The organism is Gorillibacterium sp. CAU 1737 (assembly GCF_039888655.1).
Taxonomy (GTDB): Bacteria; Bacillota; Bacilli; order Paenibacillales; family NBRC-103111; genus Gorillibacterium.
Genome location: NZ_JBDQQO010000001.1, coordinates 382,951 through 404,967, shown reverse-complemented (window position 1 = coordinate 404,967; position 22,017 = coordinate 382,951). Strand labels below are relative to the sequence as shown.

Here is a 22,017-nt window from a genome sequence, read left to right as displayed (position 1 = left end):
GCTTTGACACGGGACCAGACACCTTAAGTCTATTCGTTTAATTTATCACGACAAAGGGGGTTTGCCAATAGGGGATTCTTCATAAAAGAGTGGTTGAGCTACCCACCGTAAAAGATAGCGTAATCCCACAAAATCCCGATGGCCAGAAGGCCGAGGCTGGTCTGAAGGAGCACAGGCAGCGGACGCAGCGCATGAAACCTTCTTTTCCATTGATGCTCATGGTCTACCCGCATGGGCTTGTTTTTTTTCAAGAGAAAGGCGGCGGATAGAAGCAGCCCGGCTCCCCCGGTCAGGAACAAGATTCCTCTCGCACTTTCCATCCAGAGGGTTCCCTCCGTTCCTTTCAACAGCACGGTAAGACTTGCCCCTGCGAGTGACAAAAGACTCCCGACAGCAGCGGTCAGGGCTGCTGTCAGAAGAATATCGCGAAGGTAGGCTTTGGCTTTCGTCATCGTAAGAAACTCCTCCATTCCAGAGGTCATGGGTACAGGTGGCAGGAAACGGCATGATCCTTCGCCACTTCCTTCAGCTTGGGCGTAACTTCCCCGCAGATGGGCATCGCCAGCTTGCACCGATCCCGAAACCGGCATCCGGGTTGCGGATTAATCGGGCTCGGCACCTCGCCGTCCAGCACAATCATTTCCCGGCTTTTCTCCAAGCGTGGGTCCGGTACAGGAACGGCGGAGAGCAACGCTTGCGTATAGGGATGAAGCGGGTGATGGTAGAGCTCTTTGGAAGGTCCTATCTCCGCAAGGGTACCCAGGTACATCACTCCGACTCGATGGGAGATGTGCTTCACCATCGACAGATCGTGCGCGATAAAGAGGTAGGTCAACCCCCGATCCCGCTGCAGCTTCACCAGCAAATTGACGATCTGGGCCTGGATGGAGACATCGAGTGCCGAGATCGGCTCATCGCAGAGCAGGAAGGTCGGGTCCACCGCAAGAGCTCGGGCGATCCCGATCCGCTGCCTCTGCCCGCCGGAGAACTCATGGGCGAATCGGTTCCCGTGCTCCTTGTTCAAGCCAACCAGATGAAGCAGCTCGTGAATGCGGTCCTTACGATCCTGGGCCCCGGCGGCAAGCCCATGGATGTCGATTCCCTCTGCAATGATCTCTCCGACGGTCATCCGCGGATTCAGGGAGGCATAGGGGTCCTGAAAGATCATCTGCACTTCTTTGGACAACCCAAGCGGATTGCGAAGCTTCTCCTCGTGAACATCCTTGCCGTTATAGAGGATGCTGCCTCCGGTTTTCTCATACAGCCCGATGCTGGTTCGTCCGCAGGTGGTTTTGCCGCAGCCGGATTCCCCGACCAGCCCCAGCGTCTCTCCGCGCCGAATGGTGAAGGAGACGTCATCCACCGCCTTCAGCTCCGCTTTCCGTCCCACTTTGAAATACTTCTTCAGCCCGTTTACTTCAAGAAGGGATTCGCTCATGAACCTTCTCTCCCTTCGGCGTAGATTGGTTGAGCAGCGCCTTCACATCGGGATGATGCAGCCAGCAGGCAGCCTGATGCTCCCCGGTGAAGACCATCGGCTCCGGCTCGTGTTGCAGGCAGAGCTCCATGGCGTGCTTGCAGCGAGCAGCGAAGGGACAGCCCGTTGGCGGCGAGATCAGATCGGGCGGAGTGCCCGGTATCGACTCGAGATCGACGATCTCGTCCTCATCGGTCAGCTTGGGCACCGCATTAAGCAGAGCAATCGTGTACGGATGCTGAGGCTCGTAGAAGATATCCTCCGCCGTTCCCGCCTCCACGATCTTCCCGGCATACATGACCACGATTCGATCCGCCATATTCGCCACCACGCCCAGGTCATGGGTGATCATGATGACGGAGGCTTCCGTCTCCCTTTGCAGCTTCTTGATCAAGAGCAGGATTTGCGCCTGGATGGTCACATCCAGCGCGGTTGTCGGCTCGTCGGCAATCAGCAGCTTCGGGTTGCATGCCAGCGCAATGGCAATCATGACGCGCTGCCTCATGCCGCCGGAGAATTGATGCGGATATTGATGAAGCCGACGTTCCGGGTTGGGGATCCCGACCTTTGTGAGCAGCTCCAGCGCTTTGCGTCGCGCCTCCGACCGACGAATTTTTGTATGGTTGGTCAAGCCCTCCATGATCTGCTTGCCGACCTTCATGGTCGGATTCAACGAGGACAGCGCATCCTGAAAGATGATGGCGCTCTCCCGGCCTCGATAGCGGCGCAGCTCGCGGCGAGACATCTTCGTGATGTCCTGCCCATTGTAGAGGATCTGACTGTTCGGCTTGATTTCCCCTTGCGGCTTCTGGATCAATCCCATGATCGCGCGAGCCGTGACACTCTTGCCGCAGCCGGATTCTCCGACGACCGCAACGGTCTCTCCTCGATGCACATCAAAGGTGATTCCTCTGACCGCCTGAACCTCGCCGGCATAGGTATGATAAGATACCGCGAGGTCTTTCACTTCCAGCAATTTGTCCATGCTTATCTCTCTCCTACTTGCGAAGCTTGGGGTCCAAGGCATCTCGCAGGCCTTCCCCGAATAAGTTGAAGGCGAGCACCATGAGGCACAGGATTCCCGCCGGGAATAGCAATTGATAGGGATAGAACGACATCATGTCTTGCCCGAGCGAAATGAGGGTGCCCAGGCTGAATTTCGGCGGCTGAATGCCAATGCCGAGAAAGGACAGCACCGTCTCATCGAAGATGACGGCCGGAATGCTCGTGGAAGCATTCAGGATCAAGAGGCCGAGCGTATTCGGCAGCAGATGCTTGCCGATTACCCGGGCATGGGAAGCACCCAGGGTCTGGGCTGCCAATACATATTCGCTCTCCCGTAGCTGCATGACTTGCCCGCGGATCATCCGGGCTGTGCCTGTCCAGGAGGCTATACACAAGGCGATGAGCAAAGGGATCATCCCGTTGCCCAGCAAAATCATGATGAGGATGGTGATGATCAACGAAGGAATGCTGTTCAGCACTTCGATGATCCGCATCATGATCTCATCGACAACTCCGCCGAAATAAGCCATCACGCCGCCGTAGACGGAACCGACCACGATCTGAATGAAGCTGGCGACCAAGGCGACGGAGACGGAGATACGCGTCCCGATCGCTACGCGGGAGAACAGGTCGCGCCCGAGCGAATCGGTGCCGAACCAAAAGGTTCCATTCGGCTTTGTATTCTTGTACTTTGCGGCAATGGTAATGTAATCGGCTCCCCGAATCATCGGACCGAAGAGAGCAAAGCAGAGGATAAGGAACAAGACAACGAGGGAAGCCATCGCCACCGGGTTTCTTCTCAGTCTCCTCCATGCGTCCTGCCAATAAGAGATCGGTTCCCGGACCAGTTGGTCCGACTGCTGAGCGACGGAATCCACTTTCCGAAGCATAGATTCATGGATGATCATGCGTTCTCTCCTATCTGTTCGTTCCGACGATTCGAATGCGAGGATCGACAAGGGTATAGAGCACATCGGTAAAGAAGATGACGGCCAGGTACAGGATCGTGAGCAAGACCGTTTCTCCCATAATGATGGGCACATCTCTACCGGTGACGGCTCCGATAAAGTACAAGCCGATTCCAGGGATGGAATACACGCGTTCGATGAAGAACGAGCCGGTGATGACAAACGCGATCGTCAGCGGAAGGATGGTTACAATCGGGATAAAGGAATTGCGAAGCACATGGCGGAAGATGATCTTTCGTTCGGAAAGTCCCTTCGCGCGTGCCGTAAGAATGTAGTCCTGATTGACCGAATCCAGCATCGAAGTCTTCATCAACCTGGAATAGGAGGCTATATACCCCAGGCACCCGGACAAGGTGGGCAAAATGGTGTACTTCCAACCGCCGAACCACAGCTGCTCTCCCTTGGGCCAGCCGATAATCGGAAAGTACGAGCCGGCAAAATATTTCTGAACAAGCAGCGCGCACACCAGAGTCGGGGTAGAGATGAGCACCATCGACAGGGTTACGATGAGATGATCGGCCCATGATCCTCGCTTGACCGCGGCGATGATGCCGAGCAGCAGACCGAGCGTCACGCCGACAACCGCCTGTTGAATCCCGAGCCTCGCCGAAACGGGGAGCTTATCCTTGATAATGCTTTGCATCGTCTGTCCCGGGTACACGACTGACTCTCCAAAATCCCCGCGGGTAACGATGCCTTTCATAAGCTTGAAATAGCGCTCCACTATCGGCCGGTCATAGCCGTACTTTTTGTACATCTCCGCTTTGATGTTAGGCGGAAGCTTGGCAACCTTCTCGGTCAATGGATCTCCCGGGATGGCCGAGAGCAAGAAGAAGGTAGCGGTGGTGATGATAAGCAGCGTGAGCAGCATCTGCGACACCCTGCGGGCAAGATAGCGAACCATACGTTCTCCTCCAGTAAACTCCTTAACATGGATGCAGGTATGCACATCCGGTAAAGGCGCGCATACCTGCTTAAATGGGATGATACCGGTTTGGGGTTATGCCAGATTAGGATCGCTTGGCGATGGAAGCCCATCTCCATTCATAGACCGGTCCAAACGTCGGGAAGTAGAAGTCCTTGACGTAGTTCTGGATAAAGCGCTGGGTATCTCCGTAGTAGGTTGGCGTGATGCCGAATTCTTCCGCCACAAGCTTCTGCTCCAGCTTCTTGTAGAGCTCCAGGCGCGCCGTTTGGTCCGTCACGCTCTGCAGTTCCTCGATCAGCTTGTCGTATTCGGGGCTGCTGTACCCGGAATAGTTGTTGCCGTTGTCCGTTGTCCACATGTCGAGGAAGGTCAGCGGATCGTTGTAGTCTCCAATCCAACCGGAGCTCATGATGTCAAACTCCCATGCGTTCTTCGCTTGGTTGTAAAGCTTGGAATCCCCGAACACCTTCATGTCTACTGTGATGCCCAGATTCGTTTCGAACTGCTGCTTCCACCATTCCTGGCGCTGCTTGTCGGTTGCTCCGGTTCCCGTGGTGATGAAGGTCAGCTTGATGTCCTTCAGGTTGGCGGTATCTTTGCCGATCTCCTTCAAGCCTTCGTGGAACAGCTTCTGGAGTTCCTCCGGCTTGCCTTGGTATTGCTCGGTCAGGGCTTTCAACGGTTCCGGCACGGTCGAACGATAATCAACGTCGCCGCTCTTCAAGGTCTTGGGCACGAAGCCGTACGCTGGGCTGTACCGGCCATAGATGGCGCTGATGAGCTCTTCACGGTCAAAGGCCAGCGAAAGGGCTTGGCGAACCTTGACGCTCTTCAGAATGCCGCTCGGCCCACCGGTCTTTTGATTGAAGGCAATAAAGCCTGTCATTGGCGTATCTCCGCTTACCCCAACGAATTTCCCGGCAGAAGCGTCCTGCTTCCATTTGGCTACATATTCTTGCAGAGCACCGGTTACATCGAGCTGCTGCGATTCAAACAGCTGGGCTTGCGTAGCGAATTCCGGAATGTCGTTCATGACCACCGAGGTGATCGAAATGTTGGCTGCATCCCAGTAATTCGGATTCTTTTCCAGCGTGATGCTATTATTCCGCACCCATTCTTTAATGGTAAAAGGACCGCTGTACACTTGCTTGGCAGGATCGCTCTCCCAGCTCTCTCCGCCTGCTTGAATGACATCGAGACGAATCGGATAGAAGACCGGGTACTCAATCTTCGAAAGGAAGAAGGGCACGGGACGTTCGAGAGTGAATTGAAGCGTCTTCTCGTCAACGGCTTTTACCCCGACATCCTCAGCTTTGGCTGTGCCCAGATTGAAGGCTTCGCCATTTTTGATATCGTAGCCGAAGTAAGCATACGGATAAGCATTGTCCTTGGTCAGAAGCCGGATTACCGAGTCAACATAGTTTTGAGCAACGACCGGCTTGCCGTCAGACCAGTTGTAATCCCGCAGGTGGAAGGTCCAAGTCAGGCCGTCGCTGGATGTTTCCCAGCTCTCGGCTCCGGACGGAACGATCTCGTCCCCATTGCCGGTGTTCTTCACCCGAACAAGCCCTTCCTGGGTCGCGTTCAGGATCGAGAACGTGCCGGTGTCGTAGGCTGCGTTCGGATCAAGCGATTCGGGCTCCAGGAATACGAGCCGAAGCGTTTGATCGGGGTCCTTCTCCACCGTTGCATTCTCCGATGGGGCCGTTGTTGCCGATGGAGCTGTTGTCGCCGCCGTTGTTGCACTGGGCGATTCCGATGCCTTCGAGCCGTTGCCGCTGCAAGCGGTCATGACGAGCATCACGGAGGCGAGAAGCAAACTTGCGAGACCGATTCGTTTTCTTTTCATCGAGAACCCTCCACCAGATCTAAAATGATGCAGCTTTCGTGCTGCATTCCGACCGCTAATCAGTTAGTCGATTAATCTTATCGGAATTAATGTTTTTAACGATATTTCATAACCCAGATGTTGTCAAGGATATTTTTCCCTCCGCATTTCAGAGGTTAAAATCAAAAAAAGCCGGGGACCAATTGTCCGCCGGCTGCGAAAAACACTGCTATTCTATGTGATGTTTGTCACTCCATAATTTGGAATCCCCTTTGCCGAAAAGCGTCTTTGACCTCTTCCGCATCCTTCTTTTTAAGGCGAATTCCCTTCTCCAGCGTCATGAACCTCCCCGCCGTTTGAAGCATCCCCGGTTTGGCAATATCACGGAACCCCAGCTCCACCATAATTTCAATCGCTTCGGGATGCCTTCCCGCCAAGTCGTAAATGCTCTCTTTCATCTGGACGTATCGTTCCATAGCGCAGCGTCGCCTCCCTTATAACGAGAAATATTCTCAATCTAGAGTAGCACGCAAGCTTCTCCTTACTCTGTGACTGTACTCACAAGGAACAGCACAGGAATGCCCAGGAATGAGGAGCCACGGAGCAACGACCCGATAAATATAAAAAGCGGTATCCCATCGGGATACCGCTAAATACGCTAGCACATAAATTGATAAGAGGTGATCTTACAATTTGATGACGTTAGCTGCTTGAGGACCACGGTTGCCTTGCGTAATTTCGAATTCAACTTCTTGGCCTTCGTCGAGGGTCTTGAAACCGTCGCCTTGGATAGCCGAGAAGTGAACGAATACGTCTTCGCCGCCTTCAACTTGAAGGAAACCGTAACCTTTTTCTGCGTTAAACCATTTCACGATACCTTTCAAACTAACAACCTCCTAAGATTCCGCCATTCTTGGCGAATGAACTCATTATACCATCAGCCCCCACCTGTTACAAGCAAAACCAACGAAATGCCGGATAATTTCTTGTAATCAGCATGCAAACTCCCAGGGTCCAGCGGATTGCGTTTCGGACAGGCTTCGGGTATCATTCAAGCGAGGAATCGTCAAAGATTCCCATGCCACAAAGAATGGAGACATGCCCCGTGCTACAAAAACACTTGATCTATAAGAAGGACAAATGGAACATGCTCACGGTTGAGGAAAATGGCAAGAGCTTGATCGTCCGCGAGATCTCCGATCAATGGGGAGAAGAATGTCACACCTTTCTCAGCCGTCCGGCCCTCATGAACTGGGTGGGAAATCGGTTCAGCCGCGATCGGTTTGACGGAACGGATGAGGAATACGAAGCCCTCCTCCTCAAGTTTAAAGAAATCTAAACTACGCCTGCCCCTTGGAAATGAGGTGATCCCCCTTGAATGAGACTGGCACGACCGTCGCCTTCATCATCTCCTGCTTTTGCTTTGCAGGTGTTGTGATCTTGTCCAGAAATCGGATTGCAATGCCGATGAGGCGCTATCTCGCCATTACGGCCATCGTCATGATGATCCTCGCTTTCGCTTTCCTGGTCTACTTGCTCACCCAGGGAGTCCACTTCTAGCGGAGAACCACTCGATGATGGACACCCCCGCGGTGGGCGGCTTTTCGTCTTTTTACGCTCCTGGTCTTTTCTGGTATCATGAAGAAGTGCCCTCCGGTAATGCTTCCCAGCAGTCAGGGACACACTAGCAGTGAGCTCGAGTCTCTTCTATTTAGGAAAGACTCCTCTCACACGCTGATGCCGGAGGATTGATCGATGTACTCATATTCATCTATGCTGTGCGCTGTCCTTGCCACAGCCTTGTTCGCTGCGAACGGGCAGCCTCTCGCGCTTGCCCTCTCCCAGAACCTGGCCTCCAGCAGCGACACAGCACCAACCATGAGGAGGGATCCTGTGAAACAGACAGTGAAACGCAAAAACGTAGCAGTGGAGAACACGTGGAAACTGGAAGACCTGGTCGCCGATCAAGCAGCTTGGGACAAAGAGTACCAAGAGGTGAAGACGCTGCTGGGCAAGATTGCCCCTTATCAAGGTACCCTCAAGGACCCCGTTAAGGTAAAAGAATGCTTTGAGCTCGAAGATGAAATTTCCTTACATACGGAACGCCTCTATGTCTATTCCAGCATGCTTCATCACGGCGATACGGCCGAATCAGGCCCACAGGCCCTTTTGGACAAAGCCCAAAAGCTGAGCGTCGAGGTTGGAGAAGCCCTTTCCTTCATTACTCCAGAAATTCTCGGCCTCTCGGACGAGGCTCTGCAGGCGCTTGTGAAAGCTCCCGAGCTCGCTCGCTACAAGCATACCTTAGACGAAATGATTCGGCAAAAGGCCCACGTTCTCTCCAAGGAGATGGAGTCGCTGCTCGCGCAAGCCGGCAACGTGACCCAAGCCCCGAACAAAATTTTCAACCTGCTGAACAACGCCGATTTGAAGTTCCCGAAGGTCAAGGATGAGGACGGCGACGAGGTTGAGCTTACGCACGGCAACTACATTCAATTCCTGGAGAGCGACAACCAGGCGGTTCGGAAAGCTGCCTTTGAAGCGATGTACGATACGTACGGCAAGCTGAAGAACACCCTCGGCGCCACGCTCAGCTCCAATATCGCTAAGAACATGTTCTATGCCAAGGCCCGGAAGTATCCATCCGTGCTGGAAATGTCCTTGTATGGAGACAACATCCCGACGGACGTCTATACGAACCTGATCGACACGATCCATGAGGCGCTGCCTCTTCTCCATCGCTACATGAAGCTGCGGGCCAAGCTGCTTAAGGTTGACGAACTGCATATGTATGACTTGTTCGCTCCGCTTGTTGAGGAATTTAAATGGGACATCGACTACGAAGAAGCGAAGAAGATGGTGACCGAAGCCCTTCAACCCCTTGGCGAGGATTACTTGAAGGTGCTGAAGGACGGCTTTGATACCCGCTGGATCGACATCTACGAGAATGAAGGCAAGCGCAGCGGCGCTTACAGCTGGGGAGCTTACGGCACTCACCCATACGTGCTGCTGAACCACAAGAACAACCTGAACAGCATGTTCACGCTCGCTCACGAAATGGGTCATGCGATGCATTCCTATCTCTCCGATACGAATCAGGAGTACCGCGATGCCCAATACACGATCTTCCTTGCAGAAGTAGCCTCGACCCTGAACGAAGCGCTGCTCATGGACTATCTGCTTAAGAAGACGGATGACCCGAAGGCGAAGATGTACCTGCTGACCTATTACGCGGATCAATTCCGGACGACGGTCTTCCGGCAGACGATGTTCGCCGAGTTCGAGAAGCTTACCCATGAGAAGAGCGAAGCCGGAGAATCGCTCACTCCTCAGGACCTGAGCAAGATTTATTACGACCTCAACAAGCTCTACCATGGGAATGAAATGGCTGTGGATCAGGCCATTGAAATGGAATGGGCGCGGATCCCCCACTTCTACACCAGCTTCTATGTGTACAAGTATGCGACGGGCTTCTCCGCTGCCACCAGCTTCTCCAAGCAGATTCTGGAGGAAGGGACTCCCGCCGTCGATCGTTACCTCGGCTTCCTGAAGAGCGGCGGCAGCGACTATTCCATCAACATCTTGAAAAAGGCCGGTGTCGACATGTCCTCGCCGGAGCCGATCAAGCAAGCGATGGATGTCTTCAAGAGCCTGATCGAGCAGATGGAGGAATTGACGAAGTAATCGCTTTGGAACAACCCAGGAACATGGGTGCACTCGAAAACAAAAGAAGGAGCTAAGCGGTCTTTTATCGCCTAGTTCCTTCTTTTTTGCGTTCATCGCTTGCTGATCCCTAATCCCACGATTCCCTTATGTTTTTGTGCACAGTGCCCTCAATGGACGTCAACCCGATTTCATCTTCGATCGGTTACTTGCTGACCGTTACCCGGATCGTGTCGCTGGACGTCACTCCGGCCGCATTGATCAGCTCGGCCCGGTACTCGTACACCCCAACAGCCCGGTCGCGGATGGCCGTCACGGCCCGCTGAGCCGACGGCGTTGCCGCGGTCAGCACCTGGGTATCGATCAATCGTCCGTTCTCATACAGCCGGTATTCCGTGGCATTGGTTCCCCACCACAGGTTCATCGCCACCTCGTACGCGCCGTCGTCGTCCCAGTTATCGTGGGAAAGCACCGACTTGCCCGGAGCGGCATCGCGGATCGTTACCGTCAAGGGAGCGCTGGTTGTCGTCCCGTAGGCATTGATCAGCTCGGCGGTATAGACATAGGTACTGTTCGGCTTGCCCTGGAAGGACGAAACAGCCGTCTGCGCAGCCGGAGAAGCGTCGGCCAGCGTGCGGGTATCCACCAATACCCCGTTCTCATAGAGCTTATAGGTCGAGCCGTTATTGCCCCACCACAGGTTCATCGTCACCGTGTACTGGCCGTCGCTCAATCCATTTTGATGGCCGCTGTTCGAAGACAGGACCGGTTGGCCGGGCTGGCTCGTCGCCAGCACCTTGCCGGTTACCTGGAATGAATAGCTTCGCTCCGCCGTATTGCCCGCCGCATCCGTCACGGAGTAGCCGACCGTGTGCGCGCCGATCCCCAGATCGGCTGCGCGCAGGCTCTGCCCGCTCGTGAGCGGTTGACCGTCCAGAAGCAGACGTTGGGACGCCAGGCCCGACAAGGCGTCACTCGCCGTCAGGTCAAAGCGCAGCGAAGCCTGCTGGTCCACATCGCCAACGGCTTGCCCCGATTGGGTCAGCTGCACGGCAGGAGCCGTCGTATCGAGGTTCAGCGTCAGGGTATGCGGCTCCTCCGTCGCTCCCTTGCTGGAAACGGCATAATACGTCAGTGTGTGCCGTCCGTCTGCGCTCAGCACGACCGGCGCGGTATAGACCTGCTTGTCTCCGTTGTCCAACTGGTACTGGATCGCGGCGGTCGCGCCATCAGCGACGGTTGTCGCCAGCTTGATCGTGACCGACCGATTATGCCAACCGGCGGTGTTCGCATCCGGCGAAATCGTCGCCGTCGTCACCGGTACGGCTGCCTCGCTCTCCGCCACCGTAAAATCCCCCAGGTTGCGCGGCTTCAGCTGATACACGCCCTTGAAAATGGCGGCCACTCCCTGGATGTTCAGCTTCTGGCCTTCCTGATAGGGGAAGCTGCTCTGTGTGATCCCCGTCCGGGCATCCACACGCACATGCTGGCTCGTCCCGTCGGCGGCGACCGCCTCGAATTCAAACGAGCCGCTGGGCGTCGCACTGACGATCCCCGTTACCGTCACTCCATCCAGCTTAAGCAGCTGTCCTTGGTTCGCCTCGGAGATCGTCTTCGTGCCGATCGGCTGCGGCAGCGCTGCCGTTCCGGTCTTGGCGATCTGCACGGGGCTGGTCAGCTCCAGCTCGGTGTTGTACAGCGTGGTGGGTGCCGTTACCTTAACGGTATCGCCGACATGGAAGCCACTTTGGCTCTGGTAAACGTAAATGCCGCCCGTGGCATCCTGCAGGTAAAAGGCTTGCCCGCCGAAAATACCCGGCTCGGTCGTCACCACGCCCTCTACCGTCACCAACGAGCCGACGGTCTTTGCCCGCGCTGCCCCGATCGAGCTCAGTGCCGGGATCGGATCCTCCTCCGCCGGCAGCGGCTCGGCCGGAACGTTGCCCAGCGTCACCGTCTCTGTCTTCAGGTTGGTGCTGTTCAGACGTAGCCGCAGATTGGACGCAGCCGTCGTACCCGGCTTGATCCGAACGGTCAGGTCCCGATAGGCATGACCGTTCACGTCGGCCGTCAGGCTGAAGGAAGAGCTGTAGGCATAGCTGGACGGCCAGGTGCCGTCGCTGTTCTGAATCTTGGCTATCTGGGTGCCGCCGCTGACCTGGTAGATGCCGACCTGGAAGCCGGAGACGGTCGTGCCGGCAGGCAGGTTATCGGCCGTCACCCGGATTTGGAAATCCACCGCATTCGGCAGCACCGCCTGATGCGTAAAGCCGTATGCAGCATTGGCCGTCGTCGTCGGTCCGCCGTACGAGCCCGCCTTGAAGGTGCTGCGGTCGTACCATTTGTAGCCCGCCTCGGGAGCCGCCCACGGCTCCGACTTTGGCTCCGTGGACAGCGCCGGCTGCTCGAAGGAGAGGAGCGGCGTCGGCTGATCCAGCGTCAGGCCGTTCACCTGCGTGAAATCCGTATAGCTCTCTTGCTTGGCCAGCCAATTGACCGTGTTGACCAACAGGGTCCCGTCATTCCCTTCTTTGAAGCCGTCGTAGGTGGTCTTCTTGGCCCCCGTATCCTCGCGCAGGTACTTCGGCGTCGCATCCTCCACCGGCGAGGAATCGCCGATGAACGCCGCTTTCCCGGCACCCTTCTTCGCGATGGCGACATAAGGCCCTTCCGCCACGCCGCCGCCAGCATAGACGCCTTGGTCCACGGCGTTAGCCCATGCCTCACTGGTCTTCGGCAGGTAGACGATGCCCTTCGCCCGGCTCGGGTCCAGAATCGCCAGCGTGGAGCCCGCATGCATGGCCACGGCGGAGACGCCCTGTGTGATGCCAAAGGACTGCGACGGCGGGACGATCTGAGTCGCATTCAGGTCGCCCAGCGCATTATAGCGGAAGCGCACGCCGAATTCGTCCGCGAGCCAGTCGGAGCTCACAACTCCCTGCATCGCCGAGGAATTCGCTTCGTCGGCGTTCATGCCCTTCGCGGGGTTGTCCCAAGCGCCGCGCCGGAAGCCATTATAGACCTCAGAGCCATCCCAGCGGTTCTTATTGCGATCTGCATTGTAGTGATCGGAGATGAAGAAGATGCTGCCGCCATTCTCCACATACTCGGCCAGGGCCGCTTGCTCGCTGGCTTTGTAGGGAACATTGGACTCCGCCGTGATGAAGACATCGTAATCGGTGAGATCGCTCAGCGTGATCGGCGTCGATTTGCGGAGCTCTTTTACGTAATAGCCTTCCTGGGCCAGCGCATTGCCGAAGTCGGAGAAAGCGCCGTCGATGACCCAATCAGCTGCTCCTGCAGTCTGCTCATGGGTATTGTCGAACAAAATCTTTTGCCCCGCATGCTCGTTGACAACCTTGGCATCGATGTAAGGCGCAGGATCAGCCGGTCCCTCGGCGAACGCCGAAGGCGCAGACCCCAAGGCAAACCACTGCAGCGGCATCGCCACCGCGAATGCCAATGCACCGTGCAGCAGCTTCTTCTTCCAACTAGAATGCTCTCTCATACCCTTCCTCCTTCAAAATATTGGATAATCGCACTACCCTCTCCTATCCTATCTTGAAAAGGAGGAAGAATATAGGGGTTTTTGGGAAATTTAGATATTTTTAATAGAAGGAAAAAGAGGAAAGGGGCGCAGCAAATAAGAGTAGACAAAGAAAAGGGTCTGGAATCGACCTCCAGACCCCTTCTATGAAAATCGATCTACAAGCAAAACAACATGATGCCATCTTGGCCGAAGACGTCACCGCGCTAGATCAACTTCGATTTTTGCAACAGCCTCTCTACCATTGCGGCGACCTCAGCGCGTGTCACATAAGCCTTTGGTGCAAGCGTATGGCTTCCTCTGCCCGAAACCACACCGGTTTTAATACACTCGGTTATACTCTCATAAGCAAAAGCCGACACGTTCGCGCTGTCGTTATAAGCTTCAAGCAGCTTGCTGCCTTCTCCGTTTGCCAGTCCGGAAGTAAGCCCGGTAATCTTCATAGCCCGCGCGATCATCGTCATCGCCTGCTCGCGGGTAATGGTGTCGTTAGGTCCGAATTTCGTATCGGAATAGCCCTTTATTATTCCATAGGCTGCAGCTGTTTTAATATATCCGCAGTACCACTCCGTAGAAGCAACATCGCGGAAGCTACTGCTTCCTTTGTCAGGAGCAAGCCCCAGTCCCCGAACCATGACGGCTGCAAATTCTGCGCGTGTCATGTTTCGATCGGGGTCATACTCGCCATTTCCAACCCCGGTAACGACCTTTCGGGAACCCATGTTATTGACCGAAGCCTTTGCCCAATGGTTGTTCATGTCGGTAAATTCAATCGGATTCCAGATGACGGAATAGGTGCTGTTGGTGAGACTGTTGATGACTGCGTAGTATTTGCTGTCCATTACGGTAACCTGAGTAGGAACATGATAGACCGTTCCATTCGGTTCCACCACAACTCCGGTCGTAATCTTTGCAGGATCAATGCCTTCCGGGATCGCAATCCTTCTTTCTACGTAGGCATTAAAGCTGCTGATGGAAACCGTACGTCCGCCGTAGCTGCCGGTGACCGTATAGTCCACGGACGGCAGCATCAGGGAAAAACCACCGTTCTTCGCGGCTTTTTCCACAGCACTAGCCATCTGATTGGATGGGTCCGCGATCCTGACGACCACCGTAATGTCCTTAAGGTCTACGTTTGTACCGAGCTGCTGTGATACCGCCGTGATATTGATTTCGGAGGCAGGCAGCGTATAGGTGCTTGAATCGGTTCTGACCACAAGGGTCGCAGCCTGATTCTCCATGATCTTAACCATTTGACCCGTCAGAACGCCAGCCGCTGTATCCGCGTTCCCTGCAACAGGAATCACAACAACAGCGCCGCTCTTCTCAGAAGCGAGGATACTTTCCAGTCTGCCGGAATCGACGGTGACGGTGGTGGTGGTTCTCCCATCCGGGTCGGTAGTGGTCTGCGCGGTTCCGGCGATTTTGGTTTCGCCGTTGACAATAACAGAAGCACCGTCACTTGACCCGGCAGAAGTGGAACCTCCTGTGGAGTTGGAATCTCCGTCGCTGGAAGGGCTCTTGCGGGTAATATTCACTTTATAGACCGTTGAAGTGCCGTCCTGGGCAATGACCTTGAGATAGGCCGTGTTTAAGCCCACACTCAACTGCAGGGTCTTGCTGATCTCATGAGTACATGCGGAGTCACTGTACAGCATCCAGCTTGCACCCGCACTCACTGTAACTTGGACGGTCAGGTCGACAACACTGTTCGTAACCGTGGCCGTGATGGCAGCCTCGTCTTGGTTGATGACTGCATTCGCTGGAGCCGTAACGGCGATAACAGAGCTTTCACTGCTTTGCCGATTTCGAATTTCGATGACATTCGAATCCGGGCTTGCGTTGTACAGGTCCGTTGCGGCAAAGCGCACCACATAGGCTCCTGCGGGAAGACCGGTGATCTGCCCGTTTGCATCGGCCATCCCTTCCCTATACGCGCTCTCGGAGTTGAGCCTGTACTCAACCTTGGTGCCGGGTACCAGATGGATGATTTTCCCGTCGCTGTGTCCGATCGTTGCATGCTCAGCGCCGAGTCCTTCCGGGCGATTTTGATCTCTCTTATATACCGTGAAGGACAAATCTACCGTCAGGGAAATCCCGTCAGCTCCTGTGAGGGCCAGCGTACCGGTGTGAGTTCCAACGGAAAGCCCGGAATTGGGCTGTACGCTGACGATTGCCGTTGCATGGGGCGCAAGCTCTGCTGCAGACAGCGGCGTGCTGATGGTAAAGCGTTCCCCATTGATGAGGGAAGCCGATAGGCCGGTCAAAGGGCTATTACCGGTGTTGGTGATCGTGAACTCCTGCGTCTGCTGCGGACCGTACCCATACGTAGCCGCCGTAAAGGAGTGGCTGGACGGGTTCACGCTGGCAGAGTAAGTCAAAGCACCCTCTCCGATCGTCACGGAATTGGAGTCCGGGCTTGCGTTGTACAGGTCCGTTGCGGCAAACCGAACCAAATAGGCGCCTGCGGGAAGGCCGGTGATCTGCCCGTTTGCATCGGCTACCCCTTCCCTATACTCGCTCTCGGAGCTGAGCCTGTACTCATACTTGGTGCCGGGTATCAGATGGATGATTTTCCCGTCGCTGGTTCCGGGCGTTGCATTCTCGGTACCGAGACCTTCCGGGCGATTCTGGTCTCCTTTCCTTACCGCGAAGGACAAATCCACCATCAGGGATATCCCGTCTGCTCCCGTAATGGCCAGCGTACCGGTGTGGGTTCCGACGGAAAGCCCGGAATTGGGCTGTACGCTGACGGTTGCCGTTGCATGGGGCGCAAGCTCTGCTGCAGACAGCGGCGTGCTGATGGTAAAACGTTCCCCATTGATGAGGGAAGCCGATAGGTTGGTGATGGTGCTGGTTCCGGTGTTGGTGATCGTGAATGGCTGCTCCTGCTGCGGACCATACCCATACCCGGCAGCCGCAAAGGTGTGGCTGGACGGGTTCACGGCAGCGGAGTAGGCCAAGGCATCCTCTCCAATGGTAGCCGAGTTGGAGTCCGAGCTTGCGGTGTGCAGGTCGTTGTCGGGATAACGCACCACATAGGTTCCTGCAGGAAGTCCGGTGATCTGCCCGTTTGCATTGGTGGTCACTGTGGTATAGCTGCTTTCGCCTACAAGTTTGTATTCACATTCTTTGTTGGCGATCAGCCCCGTGATTTTCCCGTCACTGCTGCCAGCGGAAGCATTCACTGCGCCAATAGTTGGTGTGGGAATGGTTCCCTTTGACACGTTTATAGTGAAGAGAATCTTGGGGGTTTGCGCATAGATATCGGTTTCTTCGGTTACCAAGCCGACTACAAAGGTTCCCACACTGGTAAAGGTAAGTTGTGAGCCACGGAAGAACCCCTGGCCAGTCGTTCCTTCTTCAAGGGTATAGACTCGTTTGCCGTCACTCGCACCAAATTTAAACCAGTGAACGAGCTCCCAGGCAGTACCATTGTATATGGAATTGTAGGAAGAAGAGGCTCCGGGGATGAGGGAGTTGTAGGTCTGGATCTTATTTACCGTGAAGGACAAATCCACCGTCAGGGAAATCCCGTCAGCTCCTGTGAAGGTCAGCGTACCGGTATGGGTTCCGGCTGCGAGACCCGTCTGCGGGCGCACACGGATGGTCGCCTGTCCATTTGGCGCAAGCTGGGTCACAAACACCATCGACGTGATGGTAAAGTCAGCGTTAGAAAGAGAGACGGACAGGCCGGTAAGGGTACCGGTTCCCGTGTTGGTAAGGGTGAATTGCTGCTCCGCTTGCTGCGCATAATTCGCCGTTGCCGCTGGATAGGTGTAGCTAGCCGTGTTAACCGTAGCGGAATAGGTCAGAGAAGCGGCATCCACAACCATGATCTCGGTTGAGTCCGCGCTTGCGTTGTATAGGGAAGTTTCGGGAAGGCGCACCACATAGGTTCCCACCGGCAAGTCAGGAATTTCGCCGCTTGCACTTGCGGTTACTTTGGTATAGGCGGGCCCTCCGGTCAGCTTGTATTCATACTCCCTGCCATTCGTCAGCCCGGTGATTTTGCCGTCGCTAGCAGTGGAGGAGGAAGCATATCCCGCACTAAGTCCGCTTGGGGCGATCTGCGTTCCCTTCCCTACCGTCAGGGTGGCGATGGCCTTGCTGCCTGCGGTATGGGTTGATGATTCCGCTGTCACTAGACCGATTCGGAAGATCCCCGCCTTGGTGACGCTGAGGGAAGTCCCGTTGTTGAGTTGTCCCTCGCCGCTGCCCTCGGAGGATGCAGCTTCAAGGGAATAGGTTCTCGCACCTGCACCGTTCGTTACCGTAAACAAACCGGATACGGAGGAAAGGTCAATGGTCGTGCCGGCGTAAACGACAGAGGCATTGCCAGGAGTGATGGTGACCAGCTGCTTTGGCGGTTCTGCGTATTTCATCACTTTAACAGCGGAATTGGTGGAATAGGATACATAGGGTATTCCGCTTTCCACAAACAGGGAAATGCCTTTCGCGTTACTGCTTTGGGCGATTTCCGAATTGCCTAAGGTTATCCAGCCGTTGCTTTGCGAGTTAAATCCTTTCACCGTAACGCCGGCCGTTGAGGCGGCAGTTCCGTCCTTATAAGCCACGTAGGGCGTTTCGCCATCCACATACAGGGATATGGAGGAAGCTTCCCCGGCGGTGAGGTAATCGCTGCCAACGGTTATCCAGTTTGACCCGCTGAGCTTCTTCACCATCAGGCGATTGCCGGTGCCTGGATCCGCAAAGGCGACATAAGGAGTACCGTTGCTTGAAATCTTCATGGCTACATAGGCACCAGACAAATACGACGACGACTTGGTAGAGATTTGGGCGTTGCCTACTGTATTCCACTGAGTTCCGTCATACTTCTTCATGGTTACGTAAGCGCCATAGGCGAAACTGTCATTGACACAGTAGGCCACATAGGGAGTGCTTTGGTAGAGATCCATGGATGCGGAAAAAGCTTGCTCTCCCGCTATCGACTTGCTGCCCACATACTCCCAGGCAGAGTTCTTGTATTTGGTTACCGAGACACGACCGGACATGCTGGTTTGATTGGCCGCCAGATAGGGGGTTCCGTCTTCATCGATGGTCAAGGAGATGGAGGATGCTTTGAGAGGTGGCGTATCATTTGCGGGGACAGGAGCATCCAATGAAGTCCAAGATGTGCCTGAAGTAAATTTCATCACCTTCGTGTAGCCTGCGGTTGCTGAATTGCTGTAAGCCACATAGGGCTTGCCAGCTTCATTTAAAAACAAGGAGGTGTTGGTTGGTGCGGTGGTGGACTGGTCCAACAAGGACGTCCAACCTGAGCCATTTCCCTTCCAAGCCTGAACCTTGCTGGCGCTGGCGGCTGATACATAGGGTACACCGTTGACCACATACAGAGAGGTAGCTTGAGCTGCGCTGCTCAGCACATCACCGGCTACCTGCTGCCAAGTGGAGTTGTTCCCTGCCGCCTTGGCTGGGGCCGGAGCGCTGCTCAGCACCATGACAGCGGACAGTGCCACCGCCAACATGCGTTGTAAATAAGTGTGCTTTCTCGTATAAATTCCTCCTCATTGCTACTGGCTTTGAGAATGCTGCAAATCGTCAGATTTCGCCCTTTTTTGACAATAATCCAAATCGCATTTTAGCAGGCAAATCTCTACAGATTCTCAACACCAATCGAGGCACACCTTATGGCACTTTCTTATCGGCTGATAACCCTGTCAGCAGTTCCCGCTGCTTCAAGACGTAATCTGCTCGCCTTTGAAGCGCCCAACGCCAATCTTCATACGCCAAATAACCCTCCCGGTACAACTCTGCTGCCTCCTGCCCGGCAGCATAGCTGTCGGCCTGCATATACAACGTAAACGCCTTATCATACTGCCGCAGATCCCATTGCCCCGCTGCAACCTTCAGCAGATAGCTGTCGTTGGCATAGCTGATTTGAATGGACGATATCCCGTAGTCCCGCAGGCATTTGCGGATGGCCCACACCGCCGTCTGCAAATTACGCAGTGCCTGATGGGGCGGGCTATCTGGCCAAAGATCATCGCAAATCTTGTATTTATCCATCCAAATGCTCTCGTTTGCGAGGAGATAGGCCAGCAGCTCCCTTGGCTTGCTCCTGCTCCATTTGACCGCTTCACTGCCGTAATACAAGGTAAACTTGCCGAAAAACTGGATCTGCAGCTTCTTAGCCTCCTGTGTCCGTCTCCGCTTTCTTCGTATCCGCTCCACCGCTTTTTCCAGCCGCTCGGGACGCACCGGCTTCAGGAGATAATCGATGGCGTTGATCTCGAAGGCCATCACCGCATATTGGTTGTAGGCGGTTACAAACAGGACATCCAGCTCCGGATTGTTCGCCAGCAGCCGCTCCGCCAGCTCAATTCCGTCCATGGTGCGCATTTCAATATCCAGGAAGGCTAGCTCCGGCCTTGTAGCTTCGAGTTCCTCCAACGCCTGCAGGGGATCGGTGTAGCTGCCCGCCAGCTCAAAATCCGGGTAACAGGAGAGCAGCTCCGCCATCTCCCGCAGCAGCGGCGCTTCATCATCCACTAAAATAATCCGCATCCCGCACCTCTTCATAAGGGATTTTGAGGGTTACCGCCGTTCCTACCCCTTCTGCACTCTCTAGTTCAAGACCCGCACCCCGACGTGTCCCCAGTCTCTGCTGAATATTCTTCAATCCCACGCCGGCGCTGTCTCCCCGGCGTATCCTCTCCAGCTGCGCTTGCGGAATGCCTAAGCCGTTGTCCTCCACCCGGATCACGACAAGGTCGTCCTTTCGATGAATTCGCAATCGCACGCTGCCCCCCTCCGCCCGCTTGAAAATGCCGTGACGGACAGCATTCTCTACTATCGGCTGGAGGCACAGAAGGGGAACCATCGCATCCAAATTTTCCTCGATGTCATAATCAATCCGCAGGAGATTGTCAAACCGTGCCTGCTCAATGGAAAGATACGCCCGGACCGTGTTCATTTCCTCCGAAAGAGGAATTTTACCGTCCTGCGTTTTGAAATGAAAGCTCCCCCGCAAGTAATCGGTCAGGTCGTAGAGCAGGTTCTTCGCTTTCTGAGGTTCCTGTGTCGTCTGAGCCGCAATGACGCCAAGGGAATTGTAGAGGAAATGAGGCTTGATCTGCGCGCGCAGAAAAGCGATCTCCGCATCCTGAACTTGCTGCATGGAGATTCTCAAGCGCGCTACCGTACTGCGGTATTCAACGGACAAATACCCAATCATCACCGCAGTAAAAAACATGATATAGATCTGCAAAAAACTCGAACTTTCCTCAAACCCCAGGGAGAACAGGATGGAATCGGCGGAATATAGATTTATGGATAACAGGGCGGTAAATAGCAGAAACCCTTCTCCCTTTTTGATATAAACAGAACTGGACCGGGCTAACAGCCCCAGCAGTACAACGGTGTTTGCGATCATCACAAGCCCATGGATTCTGAGGTAGGTCTGGATAGGGAACCCCAAAATGGTCGCCAGATAACAAGCGTATAGTAGCGAGATGGTGACGGCCAGGCGCAGCGGCAGCAGGCCGCTCTTAAAATGATAAAAAATCCACAGCAGGACGATAAAACAGGCACTGAGAAAGAAATCCTTGAGTTTAAAGACCAGGATAAAGGGGATGTCCTGCCAAAGCAGCAGCAGAGAGCGCTGATCCGCCAGCCCGTTCCCCAACGCAAACAAAACACAGAACAGGGAGAAGAGCAGAAGCATGGGATTTCTCAGTACGCCGTCCCGGGTAACCAGGAAGAAAATCAGGTACAGCAGGGCAAGCGTGCATAACAATCCAAATATTAAAAGCGACATCAGATGCTTTTGCTGATGCTGCAGCAGCATGGACTCCTCCAAGCCCAGCTCAAGCGAAGCCGGAATACCGGAATTGATGTATTCATAATTGGCTTGCTGCACAATGATTTCGATGGGCCCCCCTTTATGCTCAAAAAAACCCAACTGCGGCGTGTTGCCGGAACGGTATTCTGCTGCCATTCGCGCGGGGACACCATCGGCAAGCAACTCTTGCCCATTCACAAACACTCGACTGGAAAAGCGCACATTCACCTTTTTCAGCGCCAGCATTCCCTGATACGGAGTATTTTCCAGCACCAGCCGATAGGTTGCATAGCCGTGGGTGGGGAGCTTTTGGCCGTTAATGGTTTTTCCATTCCAGAGAGAAGGCACCTGCATGTATCCATCGGGAATCGGGGAGGCATCTGCAAAATCCTGAGGCGTCAGCAGACGGTTCCAGTAAAACTCCCACTGACCGTCCAGCCGGATGACCGGGCTGTTGGCAACATCCCATCCAGCCGCATTCATTTTCCCTTGATGAGCCGCTGGGATTGCCTCCGAGGTTCGTCCATCCTTCAAAAAAGACGGAATGAAAAGCATCAACAGACCGGTCAGGGTGATCATAAGGAGCGTCAACGTACGTTTTGTCATCTGATTTCCCCAATTGCAGATTTGGTAGGCACAAAATGAAGGCACAAAAGAAACCGCTCCTTTGCCGAAAATGGCTGCTCGCGCTTCCATTCTACCAAGGGGTGGTTTCTTTTGATTTCGTTATTGTGAGAATTAAGGCTGTTCCTCGTTCATCTCCGATGACGCTTGAGACAGCCTTCTTTAACTCGGCA

Annotated in this window: 16 protein-coding genes; 3 read left to right on the top strand and 13 right to left on the bottom strand. The window is 54.7% G+C overall.

Features of this window, described 5'->3' with window-relative positions:
- Positions 1 to 98: 98 nt before the first annotated feature.
- The 8 genes from AAFN83_RS01880 to AAFN83_RS01845 form a co-directional block, all read right to left on the bottom strand.
- Entirely contained in the window at positions 99 to 452 is a 354-nt protein-coding gene (locus AAFN83_RS01880; protein ID WP_347766652.1) for a hypothetical protein, read from the bottom strand.
- Between the two features lie 26 nt (positions 453 to 478).
- On the bottom strand, positions 479 to 1,438 hold the full coding sequence (locus tag AAFN83_RS01875) for an ABC transporter ATP-binding protein (protein ID WP_347766651.1): 960 nt from the start codon (positions 1,436 to 1,438) through the stop codon (positions 479 to 481).
- Positions 1,419 to 2,462 (bottom strand): ABC transporter ATP-binding protein, encoded by a 1,044-nt coding sequence (locus tag AAFN83_RS01870; RefSeq protein ID WP_347766650.1) that lies wholly within the window; start codon positions 2,460 to 2,462, stop codon positions 1,419 to 1,421. The genes AAFN83_RS01875 and AAFN83_RS01870 overlap by 20 nt, the downstream gene beginning before the upstream one ends.
- Before the next feature lie 13 nt (positions 2,463 to 2,475).
- The gene (locus tag AAFN83_RS01865; protein WP_347766649.1) at positions 2,476 to 3,390 is read right to left on the bottom strand and encodes an ABC transporter permease; all 915 of its coding nucleotides are present in this window, start codon (positions 3,388 to 3,390) and stop codon (positions 2,476 to 2,478) included.
- A 10-nt stretch (positions 3,391 to 3,400) separates the two neighbouring features.
- On the bottom strand, positions 3,401 to 4,354 hold the full coding sequence (locus AAFN83_RS01860; protein ID WP_347766648.1) for an ABC transporter permease: 954 nt from the start codon (positions 4,352 to 4,354) through the stop codon (positions 3,401 to 3,403).
- Between the two features lie 106 nt (positions 4,355 to 4,460).
- Positions 4,461 to 6,227, bottom strand: a complete 1,767-nt coding sequence (locus tag AAFN83_RS01855; protein ID WP_347766647.1) for a peptide ABC transporter substrate-binding protein — start codon at positions 6,225 to 6,227, stop codon at positions 4,461 to 4,463.
- A gap of 227 nt (positions 6,228 to 6,454) precedes the next feature.
- Positions 6,455 to 6,682 (bottom strand): DUF1858 domain-containing protein, encoded by a 228-nt coding sequence (locus AAFN83_RS01850; RefSeq protein ID WP_347766646.1) that lies wholly within the window; start codon positions 6,680 to 6,682, stop codon positions 6,455 to 6,457.
- A 210-nt stretch (positions 6,683 to 6,892) separates the two neighbouring features.
- The gene (locus tag AAFN83_RS01845) at positions 6,893 to 7,090 is read right to left on the bottom strand and encodes a cold shock domain-containing protein (protein ID WP_347766645.1); all 198 of its coding nucleotides are present in this window, start codon (positions 7,088 to 7,090) and stop codon (positions 6,893 to 6,895) included.
- A gap of 221 nt (positions 7,091 to 7,311) precedes the next feature.
- Here AAFN83_RS01845 and AAFN83_RS01840 point away from each other — a divergent pair, with 221 nt between their 5' ends.
- Both AAFN83_RS01840 and AAFN83_RS01835 read left to right on the top strand, forming a co-directional pair.
- A complete protein-coding gene (locus AAFN83_RS01840; protein ID WP_347766644.1) occupies positions 7,312 to 7,545 on the top strand; it encodes a hypothetical protein in 234 nt (77 codons plus the stop codon).
- 35 nt (positions 7,546 to 7,580) lie between these two features.
- On the top strand, positions 7,581 to 7,766 hold the full coding sequence (locus AAFN83_RS01835) for a hypothetical protein (RefSeq protein WP_347766643.1): 186 nt from the start codon (positions 7,581 to 7,583) through the stop codon (positions 7,764 to 7,766).
- Between the two features lie 167 nt (positions 7,767 to 7,933).
- Here the strand turns inward: AAFN83_RS01835 and AAFN83_RS01830 are convergent, their stop codons facing one another.
- Positions 7,934 to 8,086: a hypothetical protein gene (locus AAFN83_RS01830; protein ID WP_347767387.1), complete on the bottom strand. Its 153-nt coding sequence runs from the start codon at positions 8,084 to 8,086 to the stop codon at positions 7,934 to 7,936.
- A gap of 13 nt (positions 8,087 to 8,099) precedes the next feature.
- On the opposite strand from AAFN83_RS01830, the gene pepF reads away from it, so the two are divergent.
- Positions 8,100 to 9,890, top strand: a complete 1,791-nt coding sequence (gene pepF / locus AAFN83_RS01825) for an oligoendopeptidase F (protein ID WP_481810462.1) — start codon at positions 8,100 to 8,102, stop codon at positions 9,888 to 9,890.
- Between the two features lie 184 nt (positions 9,891 to 10,074).
- Here the strand turns inward: pepF and AAFN83_RS01820 are convergent, their stop codons facing one another.
- The 4 genes from AAFN83_RS01820 to AAFN83_RS01805 all read right to left on the bottom strand — a co-directional run bounded on the left by AAFN83_RS01820 (position 10,075) and on the right by AAFN83_RS01805 (position 21,826).
- Entirely contained in the window at positions 10,075 to 13,377 is a 3,303-nt protein-coding gene (locus AAFN83_RS01820) for a chitinase N-terminal domain-containing protein (protein ID WP_347766642.1), read from the bottom strand.
- Between the two features lie 245 nt (positions 13,378 to 13,622).
- A complete protein-coding gene (locus AAFN83_RS01815; protein WP_347766641.1) occupies positions 13,623 to 18,896 on the bottom strand; it encodes an S-layer homology domain-containing protein in 5,274 nt (1,757 codons plus the stop codon).
- A gap of 169 nt (positions 18,897 to 19,065) precedes the next feature.
- On the bottom strand, positions 19,066 to 19,944 hold the full coding sequence (locus AAFN83_RS01810; RefSeq protein WP_347766640.1) for a response regulator: 879 nt from the start codon (positions 19,942 to 19,944) through the stop codon (positions 19,066 to 19,068).
- Positions 19,922 to 21,826, bottom strand: a complete 1,905-nt coding sequence (locus tag AAFN83_RS01805) for a sensor histidine kinase (RefSeq protein WP_347766639.1) — start codon at positions 21,824 to 21,826, stop codon at positions 19,922 to 19,924. The genes AAFN83_RS01810 and AAFN83_RS01805 overlap by 23 nt, the downstream gene beginning before the upstream one ends.
- Positions 21,827 to 22,017: the final 191 nt, after the last annotated feature.

What these genes read in the sequence shown, in the direction of transcription:
- AAFN83_RS01880 (WP_347766652.1), bottom strand. Translation starts at nt 452, where the DNA reads ATGACGAAAGCCAAAGCCTACCTTCGCGATATTCTTCTGACAGCAGCC.
- AAFN83_RS01875 (WP_347766651.1), bottom strand. Translation starts at nt 1,438, where the DNA reads ATGAGCGAATCCCTTCTTGAAGTAAACGGGCTGAAGAAGTATTTCAAA.
- AAFN83_RS01870 (WP_347766650.1), bottom strand. Translation starts at nt 2,462, where the DNA reads ATGGACAAATTGCTGGAAGTGAAAGACCTCGCGGTATCTTATCATACC.
- AAFN83_RS01865 (WP_347766649.1), bottom strand. Translation starts at nt 3,390, where the DNA reads ATGATCATCCATGAATCTATGCTTCGGAAAGTGGATTCCGTCGCTCAG.
- AAFN83_RS01860 (WP_347766648.1), bottom strand. Translation starts at nt 4,354, where the DNA reads ATGGTTCGCTATCTTGCCCGCAGGGTGTCGCAGATGCTGCTCACGCTG.
- AAFN83_RS01855 (WP_347766647.1), bottom strand. Translation starts at nt 6,227, where the DNA reads ATGAAAAGAAAACGAATCGGTCTCGCAAGTTTGCTTCTCGCCTCCGTG.
- AAFN83_RS01850 (WP_347766646.1), bottom strand. Translation starts at nt 6,682, where the DNA reads ATGGAACGATACGTCCAGATGAAAGAGAGCATTTACGACTTGGCGGGA.
- AAFN83_RS01830 (WP_347767387.1), bottom strand. Translation starts at nt 8,086, where the DNA reads ATGGTTGGTGCTGTGTCGCTGCTGGAGGCCAGGTTCTGGGAGAGGGCA.
- AAFN83_RS01820 (WP_347766642.1), bottom strand. Translation starts at nt 13,377, where the DNA reads ATGAGAGAGCATTCTAGTTGGAAGAAGAAGCTGCTGCACGGTGCATTG.
- AAFN83_RS01810 (WP_347766640.1), bottom strand. Translation starts at nt 19,944, where the DNA reads ATGCGGATTATTTTAGTGGATGATGAAGCGCCGCTGCTGCGGGAGATG.
- AAFN83_RS01805 (WP_347766639.1), bottom strand. Translation starts at nt 21,826, where the DNA reads ATGACAAAACGTACGTTGACGCTCCTTATGATCACCCTGACCGGTCTG.